This is a genomic window from Hyphomonas polymorpha PS728, from assembly GCF_000685315.1.
In the GTDB taxonomy this organism is placed as follows: Bacteria; Pseudomonadota; Alphaproteobacteria; order Caulobacterales; family Hyphomonadaceae; genus Hyphomonas; species Hyphomonas polymorpha.
Map to the genome: position 1 here is coordinate 1 of NZ_ARYM01000022.1, position 22771 is coordinate 22771.

General features: G+C 64.3%; 23 protein-coding genes and 2 pseudogenes. 16 read left to right on the top strand and 9 right to left on the bottom strand.

Features of this window, described 5'->3' with window-relative positions; genetic code table 11:
- Positions 1 to 273, top strand: a pseudogene (locus HPO_RS20740) (CoA transferase); the annotation flags it as partial.
- A gap of 260 nt (positions 274 to 533) precedes the next feature.
- Here HPO_RS20740 and HPO_RS15650 read toward each other — a convergent pair.
- The 3 genes from HPO_RS15650 to HPO_RS15660 all read right to left on the bottom strand — a co-directional run bounded on the left by HPO_RS15650 (position 534) and on the right by HPO_RS15660 (position 4208).
- Positions 534 to 1787 carry an acetyl-CoA hydrolase/transferase family protein gene (locus HPO_RS15650; RefSeq protein ID WP_051612679.1) on the bottom strand — a complete coding sequence of 418 codons (1254 nt, stop codon included), beginning with the start codon at positions 1785 to 1787 and terminating at the stop codon, positions 534 to 536.
- Positions 1788 to 1862: 75 nt separating this feature from the next.
- Positions 1863 to 3386 carry a class I adenylate-forming enzyme family protein gene (locus HPO_RS15655; RefSeq protein WP_035600805.1) on the bottom strand — a complete coding sequence of 508 codons (1524 nt, stop codon included), beginning with the start codon at positions 3384 to 3386 and terminating at the stop codon, positions 1863 to 1865.
- Between the two features lie 18 nt (positions 3387 to 3404).
- Positions 3405 to 4208: a crotonase/enoyl-CoA hydratase family protein gene (locus HPO_RS15660; protein WP_035600808.1), complete on the bottom strand. Its 804-nt coding sequence runs from the start codon at positions 4206 to 4208 to the stop codon at positions 3405 to 3407.
- A 95-nt stretch (positions 4209 to 4303) separates the two neighbouring features.
- Here HPO_RS15660 and HPO_RS15665 point away from each other — a divergent pair, with 95 nt between their 5' ends.
- Positions 4304 to 5107: a hypothetical protein gene (locus tag HPO_RS15665; RefSeq protein WP_035600810.1), complete on the top strand. Its 804-nt coding sequence runs from the start codon at positions 4304 to 4306 to the stop codon at positions 5105 to 5107.
- On the opposite strand, the gene HPO_RS15670 is transcribed toward HPO_RS15665, so the two are convergent.
- Positions 5061 to 5777: a zinc-binding dehydrogenase gene (locus HPO_RS15670; RefSeq protein WP_422120101.1), complete on the bottom strand. Its 717-nt coding sequence runs from the start codon at positions 5775 to 5777 to the stop codon at positions 5061 to 5063. The genes HPO_RS15665 and HPO_RS15670 overlap by 47 nt on opposite strands.
- A gap of 24 nt (positions 5778 to 5801) precedes the next feature.
- A pseudogene (locus tag HPO_RS20885) lies at positions 5802 to 6142 on the bottom strand (alcohol dehydrogenase catalytic domain-containing protein); the annotation flags it as partial.
- A gap of 160 nt (positions 6143 to 6302) precedes the next feature.
- Between HPO_RS20885 and HPO_RS15675 the strand changes: the two are divergent.
- The 5 genes from HPO_RS15675 to HPO_RS15695 all read left to right on the top strand — a co-directional run bounded on the left by HPO_RS15675 (position 6303) and on the right by HPO_RS15695 (position 10257).
- Complete coding sequence (locus tag HPO_RS15675) at positions 6303 to 6986, top strand: response regulator (RefSeq protein WP_035600813.1); 684 nt, start codon at positions 6303 to 6305, stop codon at positions 6984 to 6986.
- The gene (locus tag HPO_RS15680; RefSeq protein ID WP_084324369.1) at positions 6973 to 8337 is read left to right on the top strand and encodes a sensor histidine kinase; all 1365 of its coding nucleotides are present in this window, start codon (positions 6973 to 6975) and stop codon (positions 8335 to 8337) included. The genes HPO_RS15675 and HPO_RS15680 overlap by 14 nt, the downstream gene beginning before the upstream one ends.
- Positions 8338 to 8409: 72 nt before the next feature.
- A complete protein-coding gene (locus HPO_RS15685) occupies positions 8410 to 9231 on the top strand; it encodes an SDR family NAD(P)-dependent oxidoreductase (protein ID WP_035600818.1) in 822 nt (273 codons plus the stop codon).
- Between the two features lie 128 nt (positions 9232 to 9359).
- Positions 9360 to 9947 (top strand): TetR/AcrR family transcriptional regulator, encoded by a 588-nt coding sequence (locus tag HPO_RS15690; RefSeq protein ID WP_035600820.1) that lies wholly within the window; start codon positions 9360 to 9362, stop codon positions 9945 to 9947.
- A gap of 22 nt (positions 9948 to 9969) precedes the next feature.
- Entirely contained in the window at positions 9970 to 10257 is a 288-nt protein-coding gene (locus HPO_RS15695) for a YciI family protein (protein ID WP_035600821.1), read from the top strand.
- A gap of 43 nt (positions 10258 to 10300) precedes the next feature.
- On the opposite strand, the gene HPO_RS15700 is transcribed toward HPO_RS15695, so the two are convergent.
- A complete protein-coding gene (locus HPO_RS15700; RefSeq protein ID WP_035600823.1) occupies positions 10301 to 11320 on the bottom strand; it encodes an aldo/keto reductase in 1020 nt (339 codons plus the stop codon).
- Between the two features lie 153 nt (positions 11321 to 11473).
- Here HPO_RS15700 and HPO_RS15705 point away from each other — a divergent pair, with 153 nt between their 5' ends.
- The gene (locus HPO_RS15705) at positions 11474 to 12364 is read left to right on the top strand and encodes an AraC family transcriptional regulator (RefSeq protein WP_035600912.1); all 891 of its coding nucleotides are present in this window, start codon (positions 11474 to 11476) and stop codon (positions 12362 to 12364) included.
- A 4-nt stretch (positions 12365 to 12368) separates the two neighbouring features.
- On the opposite strand, the gene HPO_RS15710 is transcribed toward HPO_RS15705, so the two are convergent.
- Positions 12369 to 12581, bottom strand: a complete 213-nt coding sequence (locus tag HPO_RS15710) for a DUF2842 domain-containing protein (protein ID WP_035600826.1) — start codon at positions 12579 to 12581, stop codon at positions 12369 to 12371.
- A 79-nt stretch (positions 12582 to 12660) separates the two neighbouring features.
- Between HPO_RS15710 and HPO_RS15715 the strand changes: the two genes are divergently transcribed.
- Positions 12661 to 13710, top strand: a complete 1050-nt coding sequence (locus HPO_RS15715) for a COX15/CtaA family protein (RefSeq protein WP_035600828.1) — start codon at positions 12661 to 12663, stop codon at positions 13708 to 13710.
- Here the strand turns inward: HPO_RS15715 and HPO_RS15720 are convergent.
- Positions 13694 to 14458, bottom strand: a complete 765-nt coding sequence (locus HPO_RS15720) for a hypothetical protein (RefSeq protein WP_157532885.1) — start codon at positions 14456 to 14458, stop codon at positions 13694 to 13696. The two genes, HPO_RS15715 and HPO_RS15720, sit on opposite strands and share 17 nt — an antisense overlap.
- Positions 14459 to 14696: 238 nt before the next feature.
- Between HPO_RS15720 and rplM the strand changes: the two genes are divergently transcribed.
- The 3 genes from rplM (at position 14697) to argC (ending at position 16672) form a co-directional block, all read left to right on the top strand.
- Positions 14697 to 15161: a 50S ribosomal protein L13 gene (gene rplM / locus HPO_RS15725; protein WP_035600832.1), complete on the top strand. Its 465-nt coding sequence runs from the start codon at positions 14697 to 14699 to the stop codon at positions 15159 to 15161.
- 44 nt (positions 15162 to 15205) lie between these two features.
- Positions 15206 to 15649, top strand: a complete 444-nt coding sequence (rpsI, locus tag HPO_RS15730; RefSeq protein ID WP_199285923.1) for a 30S ribosomal protein S9 — start codon at positions 15206 to 15208, stop codon at positions 15647 to 15649.
- 87 nt (positions 15650 to 15736) lie between these two features.
- Complete coding sequence (argC, locus tag HPO_RS15735; protein ID WP_035600839.1) at positions 15737 to 16672, top strand: N-acetyl-gamma-glutamyl-phosphate reductase; 936 nt, start codon at positions 15737 to 15739, stop codon at positions 16670 to 16672.
- 32 nt (positions 16673 to 16704) lie between these two features.
- Here the strand turns inward: argC and HPO_RS15740 are convergent, their stop codons facing one another.
- Positions 16705 to 18537, bottom strand: coding sequence for a PHA/PHB synthase family protein (locus tag HPO_RS15740; RefSeq protein ID WP_035600842.1), 1833 nt, complete (start codon positions 18535 to 18537; stop codon positions 16705 to 16707).
- A gap of 71 nt (positions 18538 to 18608) precedes the next feature.
- Between HPO_RS15740 and HPO_RS15745 the strand changes: the two genes are divergently transcribed.
- From HPO_RS15745 to glpX, 4 genes are all read left to right on the top strand, one after another.
- Positions 18609 to 19031 (top strand): hypothetical protein, encoded by a 423-nt coding sequence (locus tag HPO_RS15745; protein WP_035600844.1) that lies wholly within the window; start codon positions 18609 to 18611, stop codon positions 19029 to 19031.
- Positions 19032 to 19042: 11 nt separating this feature from the next.
- Positions 19043 to 20254 carry an LL-diaminopimelate aminotransferase gene (locus HPO_RS15750; RefSeq protein WP_035600847.1) on the top strand — a complete coding sequence of 404 codons (1212 nt, stop codon included), beginning with the start codon at positions 19043 to 19045 and terminating at the stop codon, positions 20252 to 20254.
- Positions 20255 to 20377: 123 nt separating this feature from the next.
- A complete protein-coding gene (locus HPO_RS15755; protein ID WP_035600849.1) occupies positions 20378 to 21661 on the top strand; it encodes a homoserine dehydrogenase in 1284 nt (427 codons plus the stop codon).
- 52 nt (positions 21662 to 21713) lie between these two features.
- Positions 21714 to 22667, top strand: coding sequence for a class II fructose-bisphosphatase (gene glpX, locus HPO_RS15760; protein WP_035600852.1), 954 nt, complete (start codon positions 21714 to 21716; stop codon positions 22665 to 22667).
- Positions 22668 to 22771: the final 104 nt, after the last annotated feature.

A 22771-nucleotide genomic window follows, 5' to 3' on the forward strand; every position in this document is an offset into this window, starting at 1 on the left:
TGGGAGGCGTTCCTGGCGCCGGTCGATTGCTGCTGGGCGGCGGTCCGCAATCTGAAGGAAGCGTTTGACGATCCGTTCACGGCGGAACGGGGCATGGTGTTCACCGACGCCGATGGCAACCGCCATGTGGGCCCGCCGATCCGCTTTGCGAAGGAGCCGCCGCAACCCAATCCGAAGCTGGCGAGCTTTGGCGAGCATTCGGTGGAGATTGCGCGCGAAGCGGGGCTGAGCGCGGAGGAGGCGGCAGCGCTGAAGGCGCGGGGGGTTATTTGATCTGGCGTCATCCCGGAAGCCGCGAAGCGGGTGTCCGGGATCCAGAAATCCAAGATTGCGCATGTCTCCCTGGGTCCCGGTCTTTGCCTGCGGCAAAACCGGGATGACGGGGGAGAGATGGTGGTTAAAATGAGTACCAGGCTTCGCATTCAAGCAGATTATCGCTCATCCTGAGCGAAGTCGAAGGATGGCAAAGTCAGGCTAAGCCAAGCCCGGCTCGTCCTTCGACTTCGCTCAGGATGAGCCGTTCGAGAGGTGGGTTAAATCCGCCTACGCATCGCTTCCCATTCTTCGGCCAGCATGGGCCTGTGTTGCGGGTCTGCAATCGCGATCAGCGCCTCGGCGCGCGCGTCGATGCTTTTGCCGCGGAGGCGGGCGGTGCCGTATTCGGTGATGACGACATCCATGTCCGTGCGCATGACGGTGACGGCATCGGGCGGGAGGCGGGGGACGATGCGGCTGATCTCGCCGCCTTTGGCGGTGGCCATTAAGGCGGTGATGGCGAGGCCGCCTTCGGAGAGGGCGGCGCCGCGCAGGAAATCGTTGAGGCCGCCTTGCCCCGCCACCTGACGGCCATTGATGAACTCGGCATTCGCCTGACCGAAGAGATCCACTTCGATCACGGAGTTTATCGCCCGCAGGCGCGGCACGGCGGCCAGCGCACTGGCGAAATGGGTTTTCGAGACGGGGTGGAAGTGGACGCGGGATTCCGTCGCCAACCGGTCGTAGAGGGCCTTCGTGCCGGTGGCGACGCCGGTATCGACGCGCAGGGTGGGGTCAGCGTCGAGCATTCCCAGAACGGGGTCTGACACCATGCCGGAATAGATGCGCAGGCCGCGGCGGCCTTTCAGCGCGGAAAGGATGGCCTGCTGCACATTGCCGACGCCGAACTGAAGCGCGTCGCCTTCATCAATGAGGGAGGCAATATGGCCCGCGATGGTTTCAAAGGCGGGCGGGAGCGGGCCGCCGGGAAGCACCAGAATTGGGTGGTCATCCTCCGCCAGCTGAGCAAATTTCGACAGCGGGACTTTGGGTGAATTGGGCGGGGCGGGCATTTGCGGATTGATGATGCCGAGGAGGGGCACGCCGCTGCGCGCAAGCATAAGGGGCGAGAAATCCGGGCTGACGCCGAGGGAGACGTTGCCGTCAGCATCGGGCGGAGAGACGAGCAGGACGGCGCCATCAAGCGGGGTTTGCGCCATCCAGTGCCATGCCTGGCTATAGGAGAGAGGCAGGAAGCGGGTTCGGCCAGCCTCGAAAGAAGGGCGCTGGGCGGGGGGCAGGAAGATGGTTTCAGCGCTGGCCTCATGATGGAAGCCGGCCCAGTCGGTTACGTTGATGCCCGCGATCCAGGCGCCGAGGAAGGTGAGGCCGCTGGTGAGCTCCGGGTCTGCCTTGAAGAGGCGGGCGAGGCCGAGGGGCTCTCCACTGGCGCCGCCGATGAAGAGGCGGGCGCGCGCCGGAAGACGGTGGCGGAATTGCTCGAAGGCATCGGCGAGGCTGGGGAAGGGCAAGGCGTGTCTCCGGGCGGCGCCCTGCCGTGTTAGCCTTTAAGGCGGCCCAACAGAAGAGCCGCCGCAAGGACAGGCCTAACCGGCCGTTTCCTTCAGGCGGGCGCGGAGGGATTTGCGATCAAGCTTTCCGACAGCGGTTTTCGGAATCGCATCCGTGAAGATGACCTTGTGGGGCTTCTTGTAGGAGGCGATCTGGCCGGCGACATGGGCGATGAGATCGGCTTCGCCTGCCTGCTGACCGGGGCGGAGGATGACGAAGGCGGTGACGGCTTCGACCCATTTCTCATCCGGCGCGCCGACGACGGCGGCTTCGAGAACAGCCGTGTGGGACATCAGGGCGTCTTCGACCTCGCGGGGGTAGACGTTGTAACCGCCGGAGATGATCATGTCAGACGTGCGGTCTCGCAGGTGGAGGAAGCCGCGCGCATCGAAAAGGCCGACATCGCGGGTGTGGACCCAGCCATCGGGATCGAAAGACTGGGCAGTGAGGTCTGGCGCGTTGAAATAGCCCGCGGCGGCAGAGGGTGTCCGTACAAGGATTTCACCGGCTTCGCCTTTGGGCACATCGTTGCCTTGATCGTCAACCAGGCGGATTTCAACGTCCAGCGCCGGGCGGCCACAGGCGCCGAGCAGGTCGCCTTCATGGTCTTCCGGACGCAGCACAGCCAGGCAGAGAGGAGCTTCGGTCTGGCCGAAATATTGCCAGAACTTTTCCTGGCCGAACTTTTCAATTGCGCGGGTGATGACGGCGCGGGGCATGGGGGAGGCGCCATAGATGATGTGGCGCAGGCTGGAGAGATCATGCGCGTCGAGGCCGGGGTTTTCCAGCAGCATGTGGAGCATGGTGGGCACGAGGTTGATCGCGGTGACCCGGTGCTGGGCAATGGCAGAGAGGAAGGCATCGGGCGTGAAGGCGGGGAGGACGACCGAGCGGGCCCCGCGCAGCCAGAAGGGCAGGACGAAGGTGCCGCTGGCATGGATCAGCGAGGCGGCGTGGAGCATTGCGTCGTCCTGGCTGACAGGGAAGAGATTGAGCAGGATGTTGCGGCAGATGGCCGCGTAGGAGGCTTGCGTATGCTGGGCCGCCTTCAGCACGCCGGTGGTGCCGGAGGTATACAGGGTAAGGATGATGTCGTCAGGTTTGGCAGCAAGCGGGGGCAGGGTGTCTGGCTGGATGGCGGCGAGGCGGGAGAGGTCATCGCTGAGGCCGTGGATGGCGAGGCCGGGGGCAGCCTGCGCGAGGGCGGCGGCGCGATCGGCAAGGTCTGGGCCGTAGATGAGGATGCGGGCGTCTGCCTCGGCCAGCATGCGGGCGTGTTCTTCGACGGACAGGCGTGCGTTCAGAGGTACACGGTTGATGCCTGCCTTGACGCAGGCAAAGTCCAGCGGGACGGAGAACGGACCGTTGTTGACCAGCAGGCCGACGCGCGCGCCATGCCCGGCGCCGAGGCTGCGCAGGGCATGGGCGAGGCGGTTTGCCTCCGCATTGATTTCCGCGAAGGTCCAGGCCTGGTCGCCGAAGACGATGGCGGTGCGGGCAGCGTTGGCGGCGGCGCCGCGTTCGATCAGGTCAATGCAGAGGGGGCCGGATGAGGGCATGAGCGGGGTCTCCGAGGGTCAGTCTTCGGGCTGGGTGAACTTGCCGTGACGGCCTGCGCCGCCCACAAAGCGCTTTGCCCCCGCGCGGCCTTCGGCGGCAACGATGGGGGCGCTGAGGCGGCCTTCCTGACGGAGGGCTTCGCCCAGCGGCATATCCCATTGGGCGTAGGCGGAGTAACGGTCTGCCAGCATGCATTGCTGAGGGAAGGCGGCAATCTCCCGGGCGAGCGCCTCGGCGGCGTGACGGGCGTGACCGGCGGGGACGACACGGTTGGCCAGGCCCATGGCGAGAGCTTCCTGCGCATCGACCGGGCGGCCGGTGAGGATCATGTCCATCGCGCGGCCCATGCCGACGATACGGGGAAGGCGGACGGTGCCGCCATCAATCAGCGGCACGCCCCAGCGGCGGCAGAAGACGCCAAAGGTGGCGGTTTCCTCCACCACACGCATATCCGCCAGCAGGGCAAGTTCAAGGCCGCCCGCGACGGCATAGCCGGCGACGGCGGCGACGAGGGGCTTGGAGATGGCGAGGCGCGTGGGGCCCATCGGGCCGGAGCCGCTGCCATCGGGGGTGAGTTCATGGGCGCGGGCGGGATCTTCCAGGGCGGTAAGGTCTGCCCCGGCGCAGAAGTTTCCGTGGGCGCCCCAGAGGACGGCAACGCGCTGGGTATCGTCTGACTCAAACGCCTGAATGGCATCGCGCAGGGCAAAGGCCATGGGCCTGTCCACCGCATTGCGGCGGTCTGGCCGGTCCATGATGAGGGTGGTGACAGCGCCGTCGATCTCGACGCGCACATGGGCTGGTTCGCTGGCGCCCGTCATGATGGGTTCCCCTGTTTCATATATTTCAATATTTGACGAATAATGCCATTTGATGAAACTTGCAATCTTGCCTTGACGAGAACAGCCGGAGCCCCATGACCACACCCCTGCCTGCTGCGACGGATCTGGTGCTGGACTTTCTTTCGACCGCGAGGGGCGGGCGGATGTCTGCGCAGGATCTCTGCCGGGCGGGCGTCATCATGGGGCTGGCCGAGCCGGTGGTGCGCGTGGCGCTGACCCGGCTGGCGCGGCAGGAGAAGATTCGCAAGACGGAGCGGGGCGTGTACGCCTTTCACCCGGCCTACCGGCCACTCTATGAGGATGTGGGTCATTGGCGCGAGCGGCTGGGCTGGATGGCGCCATGGAAGGGCGGCTGGATCGGCGTGCAGGATGCCGGGCTGAGCGGCGGCGAGCGGACGATTGCGCGGCGGCATCAGCGCGCCCTGGCGCTGCGCGGTTTCCGGACGTGGAAGCCGGGGCTTCAGCTGAGGCCGGATAATCTGAAAGGCGGGGTGGCCGCAATGCGCGCGCAGCTTGCCGAACTTGGCCTGAGGACCGAGGCGGACGTGTTTGCCGTTTCCGGGCTGGACCGGGCGCAGGCACAAGCTGTGCAGGGCCTGTGGAACGCTGCGGCGCTGAAGGCTGGCTATGCGGCCGAATTGAAGCGGCTGACGGCGAGTGAGCGCCGGCTGGCGCGGCTTGGCCCGGAAGCGGCAGCGCGGGAGGGCCTGCTGGTGGGCCGCCAGGTGATCGCGCAGATCGTGCGCGATCCTCTGTTGCCGGAGGAAATTCTGGGCGGCAATGAGCGCGGCCGGCTGGTCGCGGCCATGACCGCCTACCAGACGCGCAGCCTCAAGGTGTGGGCATCGGTTCTGGGATCGCGCGATCTGATCGGTTGAGGCTGGGTCCGGCCCAGGGCGTAACCATGACCTTGCATTGATGCGTGCGGCTGCGCAGCGCCTCGAAGGCAGCGGGCGCATCTGCCAGCGAGACCGTATCGGTGATCATGGCGCGGGGGGAAACATGGCCAGCGTCCAGCGCATCAATGCAGGCCTGGAACTCAGCCACATCATAAACGACGGAGAAGCGCAGATCGGCTTCCTTGGCGAGGCCGGTGAGCGGCAGGAAGGTATCCGGCTGGAGGCAGACGCCGAGCACGACGACGCGGCCGCCAGTGCGCACGCAGGCGAGGGCGCGCTGGATCATGCCGGTCTGGCCCACGCATTCGAGGACAACATCTGCCGCGCCGCCAAGGGCTTCTTCGGAGGCGGCCGCCAGGGCGGCGTCATCGCTGGCGGCGATGAAGGCGGTGGCCCCCATCGCCTCCGCCAGTGGTTGGCGGCGGGTGGAGGGCGCCGAAACGGCGACCCGGCTGGCGCCTGCGAGCCTGGCCCAATAGGCCGCGGCAAGACCGATGGGGCCAGCGCCGATCACCAGCACGCGGTCTCCGGGTTGAACGCCGCCGCGCTTGACGCCGTGCAGGCCGACAGCCAGCGGCTCTACCAGCGCGCCATCATCAAGGGAGAGCGCGGCGGGCAGCGGCAGGCAGCTGCCCGCGCCGACCTTCACATATTCCGCATAGCCACCGGCGATGTCCTCGGTGCCGGTATTGAGGCGGGTAGGACAGTAGTGCGGATTACCTGCCAGGCAGGCCCGGCATTTGCCACAGCCGATATAGGGCAGCGCGGTGATGCGCATGCCCGTCTTCAGCCCTCCACGCCCTTGCCCAGGGCGACGATCTCTCCGGCAAATTCATGGCCCAGGACCACCGGAGGGCGGCAGGTCCAGATATTGTGCTCTGTGCGGTGAAGATCGGTGCCGCAGATGCCGCACCGGCCAACCTTGAGAACCACCTCGCCTTCGCCGGGGGTGGGATCGTCCAGGGTCTCAAGCTGCAGTGGCTGGCCGGCGCCGCGAAAGACAAGTGCGCGCATGAAACCTCTCCGTCGAAAAGATAGCTATCACTACCTTTGAGCGGGACGCAGGGAATGTCAATGCAGCGCAGAGGCAACACCTTGTTGTCGAGGGGCGCGGAATGTTTGAATGTCGGGACCAGAGGGGATCTGGCGGAGAACATACAGGGCGAGTGAACGGATGAGAGTGCTTCTGGTTGAGGATCATGCCAGCCTGGGGGAAAGCCTGCAGGCGGCGCTGGAGAGTAGCCGGTATGTCGTCGATTGGGTGCGCTCGATTGCCGGGGCGGAGACGGCGCTTGCGGCTACCCGCTATGATCTGATGCTGCTGGACCTGGGCCTGCCCGATGGCGACGGGGTGGATTTCCTGAAGAAATGCCGGCGCAGCGCGGTGGCCATTCCCATTCTGGTGTTGACGGCGCGGGGCGGGCTGAACGACCGGGTGGACGGGCTGGACGGCGGGGCCGACGATTATCTGGTGAAGCCGTTTGACCTGTCCGAGATGCTGTCGCGTTGCCGGGCGCTGCTGCGGCGGCCGGGACATATGGAAAACGATGTGATCGAGCTGGCGGATGTGAAGCTGGATCTTGGCTCTGGCGGCGTGCTGGTGCGCGGGCGGCCGGTGACGCTGCCGCGCCGGGAGCATCAACTGCTGGCGGCGCTGATGCGCAAGGCGGGGCGGGTAAGCTCGCGGCCCTATCTGGAGAATGCGCTTTACGATCAGAACACGCAGGCCGGGCCCAATGCGCTGGAAGCGGCGGTGTCGCGCCTGCGCTCGGTGCTGAAGGAGCAGGGGTCGGAAGTATCGCTGCGCACCATCCGGGGCGTGGGATATGTGCTGAGCGAGGGCGATGTTGACGCCTAGTTCCAAATGGTCGCTGGAGGCGCGCCTGCGGCGGCGGCTGCTGGGGGTGATCCTCGGCGTCGGCACGCTGACGGCGGCAATCGTAACCTTTCACTATGGCAGCGACGTGACCGACCTGCGCCAGCGGCAGGTGCTGGAGATGGCCGAGAAGCTGGCGGGGGAATTTCAGGGCGCGATTCAGCCGGGTGTGCCATTTGATCCGGGTGCGGCGCATAAGGACAGTATCTACGAGAAGTATCCGGAGGCCTATGGTTGGGCCTTGTCCGGACCGGATGGGCAAGCGTTGGCACAGTCGGCATTCGACTGGTCGGGCATCGAACGCCGGTCTGTCGCCGGGATTGATGAGTGGACCCTGCAGGCGGGCGATGACATCTGGCTGGCGGGGAAGGAATTTGACTGTGGCGGGCCGATGGCCTGCCGTGTCGAGACGATTGTGGCGAGCGACCCGGCCTACCGGTTTTACCGCATGATCTTCGCTGAAGTGGCGGTGCACGTGCTTATCCCGCTGGTGCCCTTTGCCGTTCTCAGCATCTGGGCGGTGACGGGATTTGTGCGCCAGACCCTGCGGCCGCTGCGCGAGATTGCCGAGCAGGCGCGCAGCGTTTCGGAATTCCGCGACATCCGCCCCCTGATCGTCGAGAACCCGCCGGACGAGGTGGTGGACCTGGTGCGGGCGTTGAATGGAAGCCTCGACCGGCTGGCTGCCGCGATGGAGCGGGAGCGCGCGTTTATCCTCGACGCTTCCCACACGCTGCGGACGCCTCTGGCGGCGCTGAAAGCGCGGTTGCAGCAGGATGGTGGCCATGCCGACCTTGCCAAGCTGCGCCAGGATACCGATGCGCTGATCCGGCTGAGCATGCAACTGCTGGCGCATGCCAATGCCGACCGGCTGAGCGTGCTGCCGGGGCAGTCCATAGATGTCAGTGATCTGATCATGGATATTGTGGTGCGGATGGAACCGCTGGCGCGGCAGGCCGGGGTTGATCTGGGCTGTGAGGGCTGTGACACGCCGGTCAGGGCGGTGGCCGATCCCGACGCGCTGTCGATTGCGGTGATCAATTTGATCGAAAACGCCATCCAGCATTCGGCGGAGGGCGCCCCGATCACAGTGGCGCTGCAGCAGGGGCCGCTGAGCATTTCGGTGATCGATCAGGGCGCGGGCATTCCGGAAGGCAAGCTGGCGGAGGTAACCAAACGCTTTGCGCGCGGCAGCGACGGGCGCAGCCAGGGCGCGGGGCTGGGCCTGTCCATCGTGGAGCAGATCATGCGGGCGCATGGCGGGCGGCTGGAGCTGCGCCGCAATGCCGGCGCGGGGCTGACAGCAACGCTGCACTTTACAGCCGCGGCCTGACGCGGCGGGGCGTTTACATCTGCAGCCACGCCTGAAACACTCGGCCGGATATCAGCATTGGAGGAAAGCGGCATGTTTGAAGGCAAGGTATGGTGGATCACGGGGGCCTCCTCTGGCATCGGCGCGGCGCTGGCACAGGCGTTGTCCGGCGCGGGGGCGAAGCTGATCCTGTCTGGCCGCAATGTGGGCGCGCTGGAAGAGGTGAAGGCGCAGCTGAAGACCGATGCGCTGGTGCTGCCGTTCGAGGCGACCGATTATGCTGCCCTGCCGGGCGCGGTGGAGACGGCCTGGACCTGGGCCGGGCGCGTGGATGGCCTGGTCAACAATGCCGGCATCTCGCAGCGCTCGATGGCGGTGGATACGGTGTTTGATGTGTATCAGAAGATCATCGCCATCGACCTGCTGGCGCCGATTGCGCTGACGCAGGCGCTGCTGCCGAAGATGGTGGGCGCGGGCGGCGGGCAGATCGTGGCGATCTCCAGCGTGGCGGGTATTGCCGGGCCGCCGCTGCGCAGCGCTTACAGCGCGGCCAAGGCCGGCCTCATCGGATACAATGACAGCCTGCGGGCGGAGACGGCGCATCAGGGGATGAAGGTTCTGGTGGTGGCGCCGGGCTCTGTGAAGACGAATGTGTCGAAGAATGCGCTGGATGGGTCTGCCAATGCGCGCGGCTTCAGCGATACGGCCATCGACAATGGTATGCCTGCGGAGGAAGCGGCACGGCGGATTCTGGAGGCGCTGAAAGGCGGCGTGCGCGAACTGGTGCTGGCCGAGGGCATGGAGGCGGAAATCGCCCGCCTGCGCCGGGCTGACCCGGACAAGCTGTTCGACCTGATGGCCCAGATGGTGGCGCAGGGCTATGCGCAGCAGATGGGCGTGAAGGACAAGAGCTAGGCCCGCAGTTTCCCGCGCCTTTTAAAATTAGGTCAATTGTCCTATTGCGTGATTAGGGCGATTGTCCTAATCAAGGTCGGAGGCTGGGCTGCAGGGCCTGGCGAAAACTTCTGGCCTTGGGGGCGTATTTGGGCGCGCGGGAGACACGCGAAGAGATCGTGGCGGCGGCCGACGACCTGTTTTACCGGCAGGGCTTTGACCACACGTCCTTTGCCGACATTGCCGGGGCGGTGAAGCTCTCGCGCGGCAATTTCTATTACCATTTCCGCACCAAGGATGAGATCCTCGACGCGGTGATCGACCGGCGCCTTGAGGCGACGCGCGCGATGCTGGCGGGTTGGGCGGCGGAAGGCGCCTCGCCTGTGGCGCGCATAGAGTGCTTTGTCCGTATCCTGATCATGAACCAGATCAGGATCATGGCCTATGGCTGCCCTGTGGGGACGTTGTGCCAGGAGTTGGCAAAGCTGGACCATGCGGCCAGGGCACGGGCGGCGGATGTGTTCGCGCTGTTCCGGGACTGGCTGACGGCAGAGTTTGAAGCGCTGGGCGCAGGCGATGAGGCTGGCGCGCTGGCGCTGCATGTGCTGGGTTGGTCTCAGGGCACGGCGGCGCTGGCCAATGCATTCAAGGATGAGGTGTTTGTCAGGCGTGAGGTGGACGGCATGTGCGCCTGGCTGGCGGCGCAGGCAAGGCGCCTTGCCAGGGCGCGGCGCTGATTGTTTCAGGAGGGAGAGGCAGATGTATTTCGTTCAGCTTAAATTTGCGGCCAACAAGGCAGCGGCGCCCCAATTCATGGCGGCGCACAATGCCTGGATCGGCGAGGGGTTTGCCGATGGTGTGTTCCTGATGACGGGCAGCCTGGCGCCCGGCCTGGGCGGCGCCGTGCTGGCGTACAACACCACCCGCGAATCGCTGGAAGCGCGCGTGGCGGCCGACCCGTTCGTCGCGGAAGGCATTGTCAGTGCCGAGATCAGTGAAGTGAAGCCGGGGCGCGTGGATGCGCGGCTGGAATTTCTGAAAGCCTGAGGCGGCAGACAGGCGAAGGGCCCGCCTGCCGCTCTGGGCATCCTCAGGCGCTTCTGTATGTATTTTGACGGTCCAGCATCCAGCCGGGATATTCTTCCGGCAGGCGGGAAACGTCGTTCAGGCGGGCAAGGTCTTCCGGGCTGAGGCTGACCTTTGTGGCGCCGATATTGTCCGCAAGCTGGTCTGGCCGTTTGGCGCCGATGATGACGCTGGTGACGGCTTTCTGATGCAGCAGCCAGGCAAGCGCGATCTGGGCGACGCTGGCGCCCTTGGCGGCGGCGATTTCCCGCATCGCCTCAATGGCGGCGTAACCGCGATCCATGTTGACGGGAGGGAAATTGAAGGTGGCCCGGCGGCCATCATTGCCACGGCCTTCTCGGTCATACTTGCCGGAGAGATAGCCGCCGGCGAGCGGGCTCCAAACCATCAGGCCAACCTTCTCGGCCGTCAGCATTGGGATGACTTCGCGCTCAAGATCGCGCCCGGCGAGGGTGTAGTAAGCCTGCAGCGAGATGATGGGGGCAAGCTGGCGCAGCTGGGTGAGGCCGATGGCTTTCATCACCTGCCAGGCCGCCCAATTGGAGAGCCCCAGATACCGAACGGCGCCCTTTTGCACGAGGGAGTTCAGCGCTTCGAGGGTTTCTTCCAATGGCACGGCGGGATCGAAGCCGTGGATCTGGTAGAGGTCTATATGATCGAGACCGAGGCGTTTGAGGCTGGCTTCGGCCTGGTAGAGGATGTGGCCGCGTGAGGCGCCGCGATTGTTCTGGCCTTCTGCCATGGGGCCGAGGACTTTTGTGGCGATCACGACTTCGTGCCGGGGCACACCGAGATTGCGCAGCGACTGGCCGAGAATTTCCTCACTCCTGCCGAGGGCGTAGATATTGGCCGTGTCGATGAAATTGATGCCAGCGTCCAGCGAGGCTTTGACGAGGCCGTCGGCCTCTTCCTGCTGGAGCTGGCCGATCATGCCCCACATGCCTTCGCTGCCGCCGAAGGTCATGGTGCCAAGGCACAGTTCGGAAACGAAAAGGCCGGAATTGCCGAGTTGTCGCATACGCATGGGGAAGGCTCCGTTCTGAGGGATTGGAATGCCCCTGATTTAAGCCCTGCAGGCAGTGCTGTCCGGTGACGATCCTCTCAAAGTCTTGCCCATTTCTCTCAAATGCCTGTGAGGGGCATCGCCCCGCGCGGAAGAATGTGGTTCAGTCATTTCATGACCGATGATCTCAAGACCCTTGCGGACCTGCTGGACCGGCACGCCCGCCGTTATGGCCGGGAGACGCCGGTGGATGGTCTGAACCTTACCCGGACCGAAACGCCGATGGAGATCCGCTCGGTTTACCGGCCATCTTTCTGCGCCGTGCTGCAGGGGGGAAAGGTTTCGATGCTGGGCGAGCGGGCGTTCCGCTATGGCGCCGGGCAAGGGCTGCTGGCGTCAGTGGATGTGCCGGTGACGGCGCGGATCGTCGAGGCGTCGCCGGAGCGGCCCTACCTTGCTTTCGGTGTGGAGATTGATCCGGCAATGGTGGCCGAGATGCTGCCCGCACTGGCTGAAGACGCGGTAGCCGAGCCTGCCTTCACTGCTCTGCATACAGACAGGCTGGACGCCGCGATCATGGATCCGCTGGGCCGTCTGCTGAGCCTTCTGGACCAGCCGCGGGATATTCCGGTGATGGCGCCGCTGATCAAGCGGGAGATCACCTGGCGGCTGCTCAACGGATCGCTCGGCCCGATGCTGCGCCATATGGGCTTGCGGGACAGTCAGGCGGCGCGGATCGGCCGGGCGACGGCATGGATACGCGATCATTTCCGCGAGCCGCTGCGTGTGCCCGATCTGGCAGAGATGGCGGGAATGAGCCTTGCGTCCTTCCACCGCCATTTCAAGGCGGTGACGACGCTTTCGCCTGTGCAGTTCCAGAAGCTGGTGCGGCTGCAGGAGGCGCGTCGGATGCTGCTGGAGAATCATGAGGTTTCCGCCGTGGGGTATGCCATCGGGTATGAAAGTGCCTCGCACTTCAACCGGGACTACCGGCGCCAGTTTGGCGCGCCGCCGGGCCGGGACGTGGCCGCGATCCGCGCGCTGGTGGCGCGCGAAGTGGCGTGAGGGACTAGTCTTCCTCGGGCGGCTCTACCGCGTTCATCCAGGCGAAAAGCGGCTTCAAAGGCAGAATCCAGAGCACGCCCGCCAGGATATAGAACGGCATCTGAACCCAGCTGGGCAAGGTGCCGACCGGGCCGCTGAGCGAGCCGATGGCCACGATATAGATCACCAACCAGGTCAGCATCATCAGCATGGCGAGGGGCTTTCGCGGGTTCCGCATGGGCTTTGGACCTTCCGTGACGGGTGGCTGCGACTTCAGCGACCCTTGATCGTGGCGCGCGTCAAGTGATCTAGGCGTCATGACCGCAAGCGCAATTTCCCCCGTTGCCGCAGGCTGGATCCGCCGCTGGCTGATCCTTCTGGGCCTTATGGTATATGCCATCATTCTGGTGGGCGGGGCGACCCGTCTCACCGATTCCGGCCTGTCCATCACCGAATGGAACCCTGTCAGCGGCGCCCTGCCGCCGATGAGCGAGGCCGACTGGCTGATCGAGTTCGAGAAGTACCGCGCGACCACGCAATACCAGCTGACCAATGCCGGCATGTCGCTGTCGGAGTTCCAGTTCATATTCTGGTGGGAATGGGGCCACCGGCAGATTGGCCGGTTGATCGGGCTGGTGGCGGTGGCGGGCTTTGCCGTCTTTGCCTGGCGCCGCTGGCTGGGGCGGGGGCTCGGGCTGAAGCTGGTGGGTCTGATTGCGCTGGGCGGCCTGCAGGGCGCGATCGGCTGGTGGATGGTGTCCAGCGGCATTGGTGACACGGACCGCGTGGCCGTCGCGCCTTACCGGCTGATGACGCATTTCACGCTGGCGCTCATCATCCTCGCAGTGATCACCTGGCTGTGGCTCGATCTTGGACCGCAGAAGCGGGAGGGCGCGCCGAAGGGGGCTCGAGGCGCGGCGCTGACGCTGATGCTGCTGATCTTCGTGCAGATGGCGGCGGGCGCGCTGGTGGCGGGACTCGATGCGGGACGCACCTATACCGACTGGCCGCTGATGGCGGGGGAGGTGTTCCCGTCTCACTATCTGCACGCCGAGCTGGGCATCCGCAGCTTCTTCGAGGGGCGCGAGGCGACCCAGTTCAATCACCGCCTACTGGCCTACATCCTGTGGGCGGGCAGCCTGGCGGCGGCGTGGGCCTTCCGGAAGACAGCTGTGCGGCGGGAGTTTGCGTTCCTGGCAGTGCTGGTATCGGCGCAGGCGGCGTGGGGTATCCTGACGCTGCTGAATGCGGCCCCGATGGGGCTGGCCCTTGTCCACCAGGGGCTGGGCGTGGTGACCACGCTGTGGGCCGTCTACACGGTGTGGCGTGCAGGCGGCCCGGAAACGCGGCTTAGTCCTTCAGCGTAATTGCGCTGGGATCAACGAACACAACCTGATGAGTGCCCTCGCTGGTTTCGCCGGCGATGACGACCACGCCGCCCGGATAGCCACCGGCGGGCAGAGAGCCATTCGCGGTGACAGCGGTGGGGACGTCCGGTGCTGTCACGGTGATTCCATCGCGGACGGTGATGGAGCTCGTGGTCATCCCGAGATCTGTGGATATCTGCAGCGGGCCACCTTCCTCGATGGAGAGGAGGGCGGCGTTGTCCCCGCGGGTCAGCGAGGCGGAGGCCGCCGAGCGGGGCGAGGCGACCAGTGTGTCATATGCGAAGACGCAGGAGGTGATCGGGAAACCGGCCTCGGTTGCGTCTTCTTCTTCCCAGGTCAGCTCATCGCCTGACTGGCCGATGACGCCGGTGCGCAGCAGGCGATTGTTGGAGATCGTCCAGTAGGCGATGCGCATCAGGCCCTGCGAGCCGGCCTCTCCGCTGCAGAGGCCTTCCACAGCCCGCTGTTCTGGAATGGGCAGGTCAATCTGCGCCGGGGCGACCAGACCTTCGCCGAAGACATAGGCCTTCAGCCCGCCTTCTATGGTCACGCCCGGGAAGATGGTGAGCTGGGTGCTCTGGATGCTGGATGCGCGGCCATCGGCGATGTCTTTCAGATGGAATCGCGTCGGTTCGCCCAGACGGTCGCCTTCCATGTCGAAAAATTCGAGCCCGCCAGCGTCATATGCGACCGCCAGAATGGCTCCAGAGCCCGTAGAGAGGGCCACATCGCGAACTTTTCCCTGCAAGGGGCGGGTCGACCAGACGGCTGGGAGCTCTATTTCTCCTGATATTACAGGGTCTTGACTTGGGGTCTCAGTCGGGGTCTCTTGCCGTCCACAGGCTGTTGCCGCAAAAAGCAGGCTCAGCCCGGCGGCTGCGTTGACAAAGGGAAACGCGGCGCTTAAACGCCAGCCCTTAATTTGCATTCCTGGAACTCCGAAAGTAGAGGCTCTGAGCAGAGCGATGAAAACGTATAACGCACCCGTCGGGGTAGAGAACAAGTGGGTCGTGATCGACGCGACGGACGTCGTTGTCGGACGCCTTGCTTCTTACGTCGCCAAACGCCTTCGCGGCAAGCACCGCCCTGACTTTACTCCGCATGTGGATACCGGCGATCATATCGTCGTTATCAATGCTGAGAAGGCCGTGTTCACCGGCAACAAGCTGACCGACAAGGTCTATTACCGCCACACCGGTTATCCGGGCGGTATCAAGGAAACCACGGCTGGCAAGATCCTTTCCGGCCGCTTCCCGGAGCGCGCCATCGAGCTCGCCGTGAAGCGCATGATGCCGCGCGAGAGCGCGCTGTCGCGCAAACAGTTCGGCAAGCTGCGTATCTACGCTGGCGCTGAGCACCCGCACACTGCACAGGCGCCCGAAGTCGTCGACTTCAAGGCGATGAACCGCAAAAACTCGAAAACGGCCTGATAAACATGACCGACACCTCCAACTCGCTGCAAGACCTTGGCGCCATGACCGGCGCACCTTCCGCCCAGCCGGTGAAAGCCGCTGAGCCGAAGATCGATGCCCAGGGCCGTTCCTACGGAACCGGCCGCCGCAAGGAAGCTGTCGCCCGCGTCTGGATCAAGCGTGGCACTGGCAAGATCATCATCAATGGCCGTGACCAGGAGCAGTATTTTGCTCGTCCGGTTCTGCGCATGGTGATCGCCCAGCCGCTGATCGAAGCTGGCCGCGAAAGCGAGTTCGATGTGATCGCGACTGTCAAAGGTTCGGGCCTCATGGGTCAGGCCGGCGCTGTGCGCCATGGCATCTCCCGCGCGCTCGTGGCTTACGAGCCGGGCCTGCGCGCTGTTCTGAAGCCGTTCGGCTTCATGACCCGTGACCCGCGCGTTGTTGAGCGTAAGAAGTACGGCAAAGCAAAAGCTCGCCGCAGCTTCCAGTTCTCGAAGCGCTAATCGCAGCAGCACATATCCAATGTCTGGCGGGCGCTTCGGAAACGGAGCGCCCGTTTGTTTTTGCCCTCATTTTCGCGGAGGGGCGCCATGTTGCCCAAGGTTTTCATTGATGGCGAAGCCGGCACGACCGGCCTTCAGATTGCCGAGCGGCTGAAAGACCGCAAGGATCTGGAGCTGATCTCGATTCACGCTGACAAGCGCAAGGATGTCGATGAGCGCGCGCGCCTGATCAACAAGGCGGACGTGGTGATCCTCTGCCTGCCCGATGAGGCGGCGCGTCTGGCGGTCAGCCTGGTGAGCAACCCCAACACGGTGATCATCGACGCCTCCACCGCCCACCGGGTTTCGCCGGGCTGGGTGTATGGCTTTGCGGAACTGGACAAGGGCCAGCGCGCGGCCATTGCCGCGGCCAAGCGCATTTCCAATCCGGGCTGCTACCCCACCGGGTTTATCGCGCTGGTGCGCCCCCTGGTGACGGCGGGGATCATTCCGCATGACTGGCCGATGACGGTGAACGCCGTCTCGGGCTATTCGGGCGGCGGCAAGCCGATGATTGCCGAGTTCGAGGAGCGCCAGACGCAGGACAATTTCCGCATCTACGCCCTTGGACAGCAGCACAAGCACCCGCCGGAAATGAAGAAGTTCACCGGCCTTTCCCATCTGCCGATGTTCACGCCGGCCGTGGGCCGCTACGCGCAGGGCATGATTGTGGAAGTGCCGCTGCCGCTATGGGCGCTGCCGGGCAAGCCCAAGCGCAAGGACATCCACAAGGCGTTGAGCATGGCCTATGCGGGCGAGGCCTTTGTGAAGGTTATTCCGCTGGCGGAGGGAGATGCGATCAAGTCGCTCGACGCAGAAGGCTGCAACGATACCAACCGGCTGGAGATCTATGTCTTCGGCACCGATGAGCAGGCCCGCCTCGTGGCGCGGCTCGACAATCTCGGGAAGGGCGCTTCGGGCGCGGCGGTGCAGAACCTCAACATCGCGCTGGGGCTGGACGAGGGCGCGGGGCTGGTGGCTTAAGCCCTTGCCCCCCGCGCACATTGCGCGGGGGCTTACAATGGCGGCAGCCGGATGTCTTCCAGGCGCACCTTTACATAGCTGCCCGGCGCGGCGCCGAGGCCCATGTCCTTGGGCTCCACCGCCTTGACCTTGCGGCCGGATTTCGGCTTCAGCCAGGCCCACCAGGTGGGCCACCAGCTGCCCGGTGTTTCGGTGGCGGTCTGCAGCCATTCATTGGCCGAGCCAGCCTCAAGGCTGGTATTGGTCCAGTGCTGGTATTTCTTTGCATCCGGATGGTTCACCACGCCGGCAATATGTCCCGACCCGGACAGAATGAAGGTGGGATCCCCGCCAAAACGTTTGGCTGAGCGGAAGACGCTTTCGAAGGGGACGATGTGATCGTCCTTCGAGGCCTGCAGCATCACGGGGATCTGGATGTTCCCCATGTCCACGGTCTCTCCGAGCACGGTATATTCGCCGCGGGCGAGGCGATTTTCCGCATAACATTCAGAGAGGTAGCGCTTGTGCACAGGGCCGGGAATGTTGGTCTGATCGGCATTCCAGTAGAGCAGGTCAAACGGGCGCGGGTCCTTGCCCAGCATGTACTGGTCGATCACATAGCGCCAGACCAGATCAATCGGACGCAGCCAGTTGAACGTCTCGTACATGTCCTTGCCGGGCATGATGCCGCCATGGTTGTCGATGATGCCATAGACATAGTTCCTGCCCGGACCATCGGTGAAGACCTTCAGATCTCCGGCGAGTTCAAAGTCTGACTGTGAAGCGAAGAAGGTGGCCGAGTCGATCTTGTCATAGCCGGTGGCTGCCATATGGCCGAGGGCGGAGGTGAGCAGGGTGCCGCCAATACAATAGCCCACGGCATTCAGGCTCTTGGCGCCGGCAGCCTGCAGCGCGGCCTCGACGCCGGCGTAGATGCCTTTCTTGACGTAATCGTCCCAGGTGTAGTCTTTGGTCACGCCATCGGCCGAGCGCCAGGAGACGACAAACACCGTCAGTCCACGGTCTACCAGCCAGCGGATCATCGAGTTCTTTTCCTGCAGGTCCAGGATGTAGAACTTGTTGATCCAGGGCGGGAAGATGATCAGGGGTTTGGAATAAACCGTTTCCTGCGTTGGGGCGAACTGGAGAAGTTCGATCAGGTCGTTGCGGAAGACGACCTGGCCCGGCGCCGTGGCGATGTTCTCGCCGAGCTTGAAGGGCGTTTCATCGGTCTGGGTGATGTGCAGTTTGCCCCCGCCCTTGCGCACATCTTCGCGCGCCATGCGGATGCCCGCCAGCACGCTTTCCCCGCCGCTCTCGATGAAGGTTTTCAGCGCCTGGGGATTGGTGCCGAGGAAATTTGTGGGCGAGAGGCTGTCGGTGAGCAGCTGCATGAAGAATTTGGCCCGCAGATGGATCGGCTCTTCGATGTCAGGGGCGCGGTCTGCCAAGCTCATCATCCAGCGGGCGTTGAGATCATAGGCCTTGCGGATGAATTTGAAGGTAGGGTTTGCCTGCCATTCGGGATCGGAAAAGCGCTTGTCCTTTTCCGGCTTGGGCTCGGCGGTCAGGCTCTCGGTCACCATCTCCTGCCAGAGACCCATCCAGCCCTGCATCAGGTCCATGTTCGCCTGCATCAGCGCCATCGGATTGCGCGCAAGGCTCATGCCGACCTGGCCGAACGCGTCGCCCGCGCCCATGGGATCACCTTGCGTAACGGTGCCCAGCGGGCCCGACCCGGTCAGAACTTCGCTGAGAAGGGCCTGAGATTCTGTATTTGCTAGCGCCAGAGTGGTCATCAGCACTTGCAGACGTGCCGGGTCCTGCGCCATCAGCAGGGATGCGATGGAAGGTGTGTCGGCCGCTGGTGTTTTGTTTCCGCCCATATGTCGTAGTTTCGCCCGCTTCTTTGGGCTTATCTATCCTTTAGAATGTTTGTCATTTAATGAGCTTAACCATGAAAAACACGGCGATTCCCCTCCTGATTGTGCCGGTCCTGCTTATTGCGGGATGTTCATCTTCCTTTGCGAAGGTGCGGGAGACGGTGAATAACGCGCCGGAATGGTATGGCGAGCGCCGCGCGGAGATACGCGGGGAAGGGTATCCTGACCTTTCTACCCTGCCAAAGGTTGATCCGCAGAATGTGCCCGGAAAGACGCTGGAAGCCCAGTTAAACCGCGGCAACGAGCTGGCGAAAGAGTTTGCAGGCGCCCGAGCGGAAGTGGCGGTGGGCGGAGCTGAGGAAATCCGCGCCATCGCCGCGAGCATGATTGGGGGTTTTGGCGATATCCCGCCGGAATCCGATTTCCTTACCGAAGCCGAAATCGCTGCCATCCGCAGCCAGTTCAACGTTCCCCGCGTCACACAAGACGAATTTTGAGACCTCTGAAAATGAACACCGACTTTCACAAGATCCGGCGCCTTCCGCCTTACGTGTTTGAACAGGTGAACCGCACAAAAGCGGCGCTGCGCGCCAAGGGCGCTGACATCATCGACCTGGGCATGGGCAATCCGGACCTGCCGACGCCGAAACATATCGTCGACAAGCTGGTCGAAACCGCCCGCAAGCCGGATGTGAACGGCTACTCCGCCTCACGCGGCATTCCCGGCCTGCGCCGCGCGCTGACCGACTATTACAAGCGCCGCTTCGGCGTCAGTCTGGACAAGGACCGGGAGGTGATCGTCACCCTCGGCTCCAAGGAGGGCTTCGCCAACCTCGCCCAGGCCATCTCTGCGCCGGGAGACGTGATCCTCGCGCCGGACCCGTCCTATCCGCTGCACCATTTCGGCTTCATAATTGCCGGGGCCTCGATCCGCGGCGTGCCGGCGCATACGCCGGAGCAGTATCTGTCAAACCTTGGCCGGGCGGTGAAATATTCCGTGCCCCCGCCGACCGCGATGGTGCTGTGCTTCCCGTCCAACCCGACGGCGGCTGTCTGCGATCTCGACTTCTACAAGGAAGCCGTGAAGTTCGCGAAGAAGCACGACCTCTGGGTGCTGTCGGATCTCGCCTATAACGAAATCTATTTCGACGAGCCCACGCCCTCGATCCTTCAGGTGGACGGCGCGAAGGACATCGCGGTGGAATTCACCACCATGTCCAAGACCTATTCCATGGCTGGCTGGCGGATGGGCTTTGTGGCGGGCAATGAAAAGCTCGTCGGCGCGCTCGCCCGCGTGAAATCTTACCTCGACTACGGCGCCTACACGCCGATCCAGGTGGCCGCCGTGGCCGCGCTTGATGGGCCGCAGCAATGCGTGGACGAGACCCGCGCGATCTACAAGGCGCGCCGCGACGTGCTGGTAGACAGCTTCACCCGCGCGGGATGGCCGGTGCCGAGCCCGAAAGCCTCGATGTTTGCCTGGGCGCCGATCCCCGAACAGCTCCGCCATCTGGGCAGCCTTGAGTTTGCCCTGCAGCTGATCAACGAGGCGCATGTGGCCGTCGCGCCGGGCGCAGGCTTTGGCGAGCATGGGGATGATTATGTCCGCATCGCGCTCGTGGAAAATGAGCAGCGCATCCGCCAGGCTGGCAGGAATATCCGCAAGTTCCTCGCCTCGCGCGGCGTCAAGGAGATCAAGCCGGCGGTGGCGGCTGAATAGTGATCTGTGGGGTGCAGTGAGCAAAGCGCAATGCACCCCACGGGCACCATCCCGCCTCTTCCCCCGCGCGCCCAAAAAGGGTAGGCAGCAGCCCGAAGCGTAAGAGATGAAAAGGGGCGCCTTGTGGGGCCTTTGAGAATTGGAATTGCCGGCCTCGGCCATGTGGGCTGCGGGCTGATCGAGTTGGTGCAGCGTCAGGATCGCCTTCGTCTGCCGGGCAGGGTGGAGATTGCGGGCGTCAGCGCGCGCTCCCAGAGCCGCAACCGGCCGGTGAACACCGATGGCTATACCTGGTTTGACGATGCCGCGACGCTGGCCGAAGACCCGAATGTGGACGTGTTCGTCGAACTTGTCGGCGGATCGGACGGCCCGGCCAAGTTTGCCGTGGAATCGGCCCTGCGCGCGGGAAAACACGTGGTCACCGCCAACAAGGCGCTGATCGCCAAGCATGGCAACATGCTGGCCGCGCTGGCCGCTGAAAAGCAGGTGGACCTGCTGTTTGAGGCCGCTGTGGCCGGCGGCATCCCCGTGGTGCGCGTGCTGCGCGACAGCCTGGCGGGCACCGAAGTGACGCGCGTTTCGGGCATTCTCAACGGCACTTGCAATTTCATCACCTCCACCATGCTGGACACCGGACGCTCCTATGAGGATGTGCTGGAGGAAGCCCAGAAGCGCGGCTACGCCGAAGCTGACCCGACGCTGGACGTTTCGGGCATGGACGCGGCCCACAAGGCGGCGATCCTTTCGGCCATCGCTTTTTCCGCCGATCTGGATTTCTCCAAGGTTTCCGTGCGCGGCATCGAGCAGATCGGTCTTCTGGACCTGCGCCTGGCCGACCGGCTGGGTTTCCGTATCAAACTGATCGCCGAGGGCGTGCTGACGCCGGCGGGTGTTGTGTGCCGGGTTGAGCCGATGGCGCTGACGGCGGGGCACGCGCTGGCGCGGATTGATGGCTCGCTGAACTCTGTCCGCGTGGAAGGGGATCCCCTCGGCGCGGTGGTGCTGACCGGGCCCGGCGCCGGCTCCGGCCCGACGGCGAGCGCGGTGATGGGGGATGTGGCCAAGCTCTTCCGCCCGGCGATCCGCAACGCCTTTGGCCGCGCCGAGCACCATGTGGCCCAGCCCTTCGTTAACAGCGGCCAGGAGGAGATTTCGCCCTTCTTCCTGCGCGTGCGCCTGACTGACAAGCCCGGCACGCTCGCCGCGTTAACCGAAGCGCTGGCCGAAGAGGGCGTTTCGGTGGACAAGCTGTTGCAGGATTCGGCCGACGAAACGGGCGCCAGCCCCGTGGCCGTGGTAACCCATCGTTGCCCCCGGCGGCAGATTCTCTCTGCCATTGCCCGAATCGAGGCGCTTGGAGTGACCGTTGAAGCGCCCAGACTGATCAGAATAGAGACGGCAAGCTAATTGCTTAGGCCGGTCCAATCCCTACGAACGATGACCGATTTCGGAGAAAAACATGGATAACAGCGTACTGACCTCGAGCCTTGCAGACGCCATGGTGCGCGTGACCGAGCTTTCGGCCATCGCAGCCGCCCGCCTTGCCGGGCGTGGCGACGAGAAGAAGGCCGATGCCGCCGCGGTGGACGCGATGCGGTCTGCTTTCAATGCCGTGGATTTCAAAGGCCGCGTTGTGATTGGCGAGGGCGAGCGGGACGAAGCCCCGATGCTGTATATCGGCGAGGAAGTCGGCACCGGCAAAGGCCCGGAGATCGACATTGCGCTTGACCCGCTGGAAGGCACGACGCTGACGGCCAAGGCGATGGCAGATGCCTGCGCTGTGCTGGCGATTGCCCCGCGCGGCGGCCTGCTGCATGCGCCTGACACCTATATGGACAAGCTGGCCATCGGCCCTGGCTATCCGGAAGGCATCATCAGCCTGGATGCTTCGCCTGCGGACAATATCATGGCGCTGGCCAAACATACCGGCCGCAAGGTGGAGGATATGACCGTCTGCGTTCTGGACCGCCCGCGCCATCAGGAGATCATCGACTCGCTGCGCTCGGCCGGGGCGAGAGTTTCCCTGATCACCGATGGCGATGTGGCTGGTGTGATTGCGACGACCAATCCGCTGACGGGCATCGACATGTATGTTGGCCAGGGCGGGGCGCCCGAGGGCGTTCTGGCGGCGGCAGCGCTTAAGTGCGTGGGCGGACAGATGTTCGGTCGTCTCGTTTTCCGCAATGACGACGAGAAGAAGCGCGCAAGCCGCGTTGGCATCACCGATTTCGGCAAAACCTACAGCCTCAACGAACTGGCTTCGGGCGAGACCGTTTTCTGCGCCACCGGCGTGACCAAGGGCAACCTGCTGGACGGCGTTCTGCACCGCGATGGCCGCGTGCATACGCACACGCTGGTGATGACCTCCACGGACGGCATGGTGCGCTATGTGCGCAGCTCGCGGAAGATCTGAGGCAGGCTTCTTTTCCTGATCTTTGAAGACACCGGCGGGGCAGGGCTCCACCGGTGTTTTTGTTTTGGGCAGCAGCAAGGGCCGGAACGCGCGAGGGGCGCTGC

Excerpts from the sequence above, each read along its gene's own strand:
- HPO_RS15675 (WP_035600813.1), top strand. The coding sequence starts at position 6,303 with ATGAGAGTGCTTCTGGTTGAGGATCATGCCAGCCTGGGGGAAAGCCTG.
- HPO_RS15695 (WP_035600821.1), top strand. The coding sequence starts at position 9,970 with ATGTATTTCGTTCAGCTTAAATTTGCGGCCAACAAGGCAGCGGCGCCC.
- HPO_RS15715 (WP_035600828.1), top strand. The coding sequence starts at position 12,661 with ATGACCGCAAGCGCAATTTCCCCCGTTGCCGCAGGCTGGATCCGCCGC.
- HPO_RS15680 (WP_084324369.1), top strand. The coding sequence starts at position 6,973 with ATGTTGACGCCTAGTTCCAAATGGTCGCTGGAGGCGCGCCTGCGGCGG.
- HPO_RS15700 (WP_035600823.1), bottom strand. The coding sequence starts at position 11,320 with ATGCGTATGCGACAACTCGGCAATTCCGGCCTTTTCGTTTCCGAACTG.
- HPO_RS15685 (WP_035600818.1), top strand. The coding sequence starts at position 8,410 with ATGTTTGAAGGCAAGGTATGGTGGATCACGGGGGCCTCCTCTGGCATC.
- HPO_RS15710 (WP_035600826.1), bottom strand. The coding sequence starts at position 12,581 with ATGCGGAACCCGCGAAAGCCCCTCGCCATGCTGATGATGCTGACCTGG.
- glpX (WP_035600852.1), top strand. The coding sequence starts at position 21,714 with ATGGATAACAGCGTACTGACCTCGAGCCTTGCAGACGCCATGGTGCGC.
- rpsI (WP_199285923.1), top strand. The coding sequence starts at position 15,206 with ATGACCGGCGCACCTTCCGCCCAGCCGGTGAAAGCCGCTGAGCCGAAG.
- HPO_RS15740 (WP_035600842.1), bottom strand. The coding sequence starts at position 18,537 with ATGGGCGGAAACAAAACACCAGCGGCCGACACACCTTCCATCGCATCC.
- HPO_RS15655 (WP_035600805.1), bottom strand. The coding sequence starts at position 3,386 with ATGCCCTCATCCGGCCCCCTCTGCATTGACCTGATCGAACGCGGCGCC.
- HPO_RS15745 (WP_035600844.1), top strand. The coding sequence starts at position 18,609 with ATGAAAAACACGGCGATTCCCCTCCTGATTGTGCCGGTCCTGCTTATT.
- HPO_RS15660 (WP_035600808.1), bottom strand. The coding sequence starts at position 4,208 with ATGACGGGCGCCAGCGAACCAGCCCATGTGCGCGTCGAGATCGACGGC.
- HPO_RS15665 (WP_035600810.1), top strand. The coding sequence starts at position 4,304 with ATGACCACACCCCTGCCTGCTGCGACGGATCTGGTGCTGGACTTTCTT.
- argC (WP_035600839.1), top strand. The coding sequence starts at position 15,737 with ATGTTGCCCAAGGTTTTCATTGATGGCGAAGCCGGCACGACCGGCCTT.
- HPO_RS15705 (WP_035600912.1), top strand. The coding sequence starts at position 11,474 with ATGACCGATGATCTCAAGACCCTTGCGGACCTGCTGGACCGGCACGCC.
- rplM (WP_035600832.1), top strand. The coding sequence starts at position 14,697 with ATGAAAACGTATAACGCACCCGTCGGGGTAGAGAACAAGTGGGTCGTG.
- HPO_RS15750 (WP_035600847.1), top strand. The coding sequence starts at position 19,043 with ATGAACACCGACTTTCACAAGATCCGGCGCCTTCCGCCTTACGTGTTT.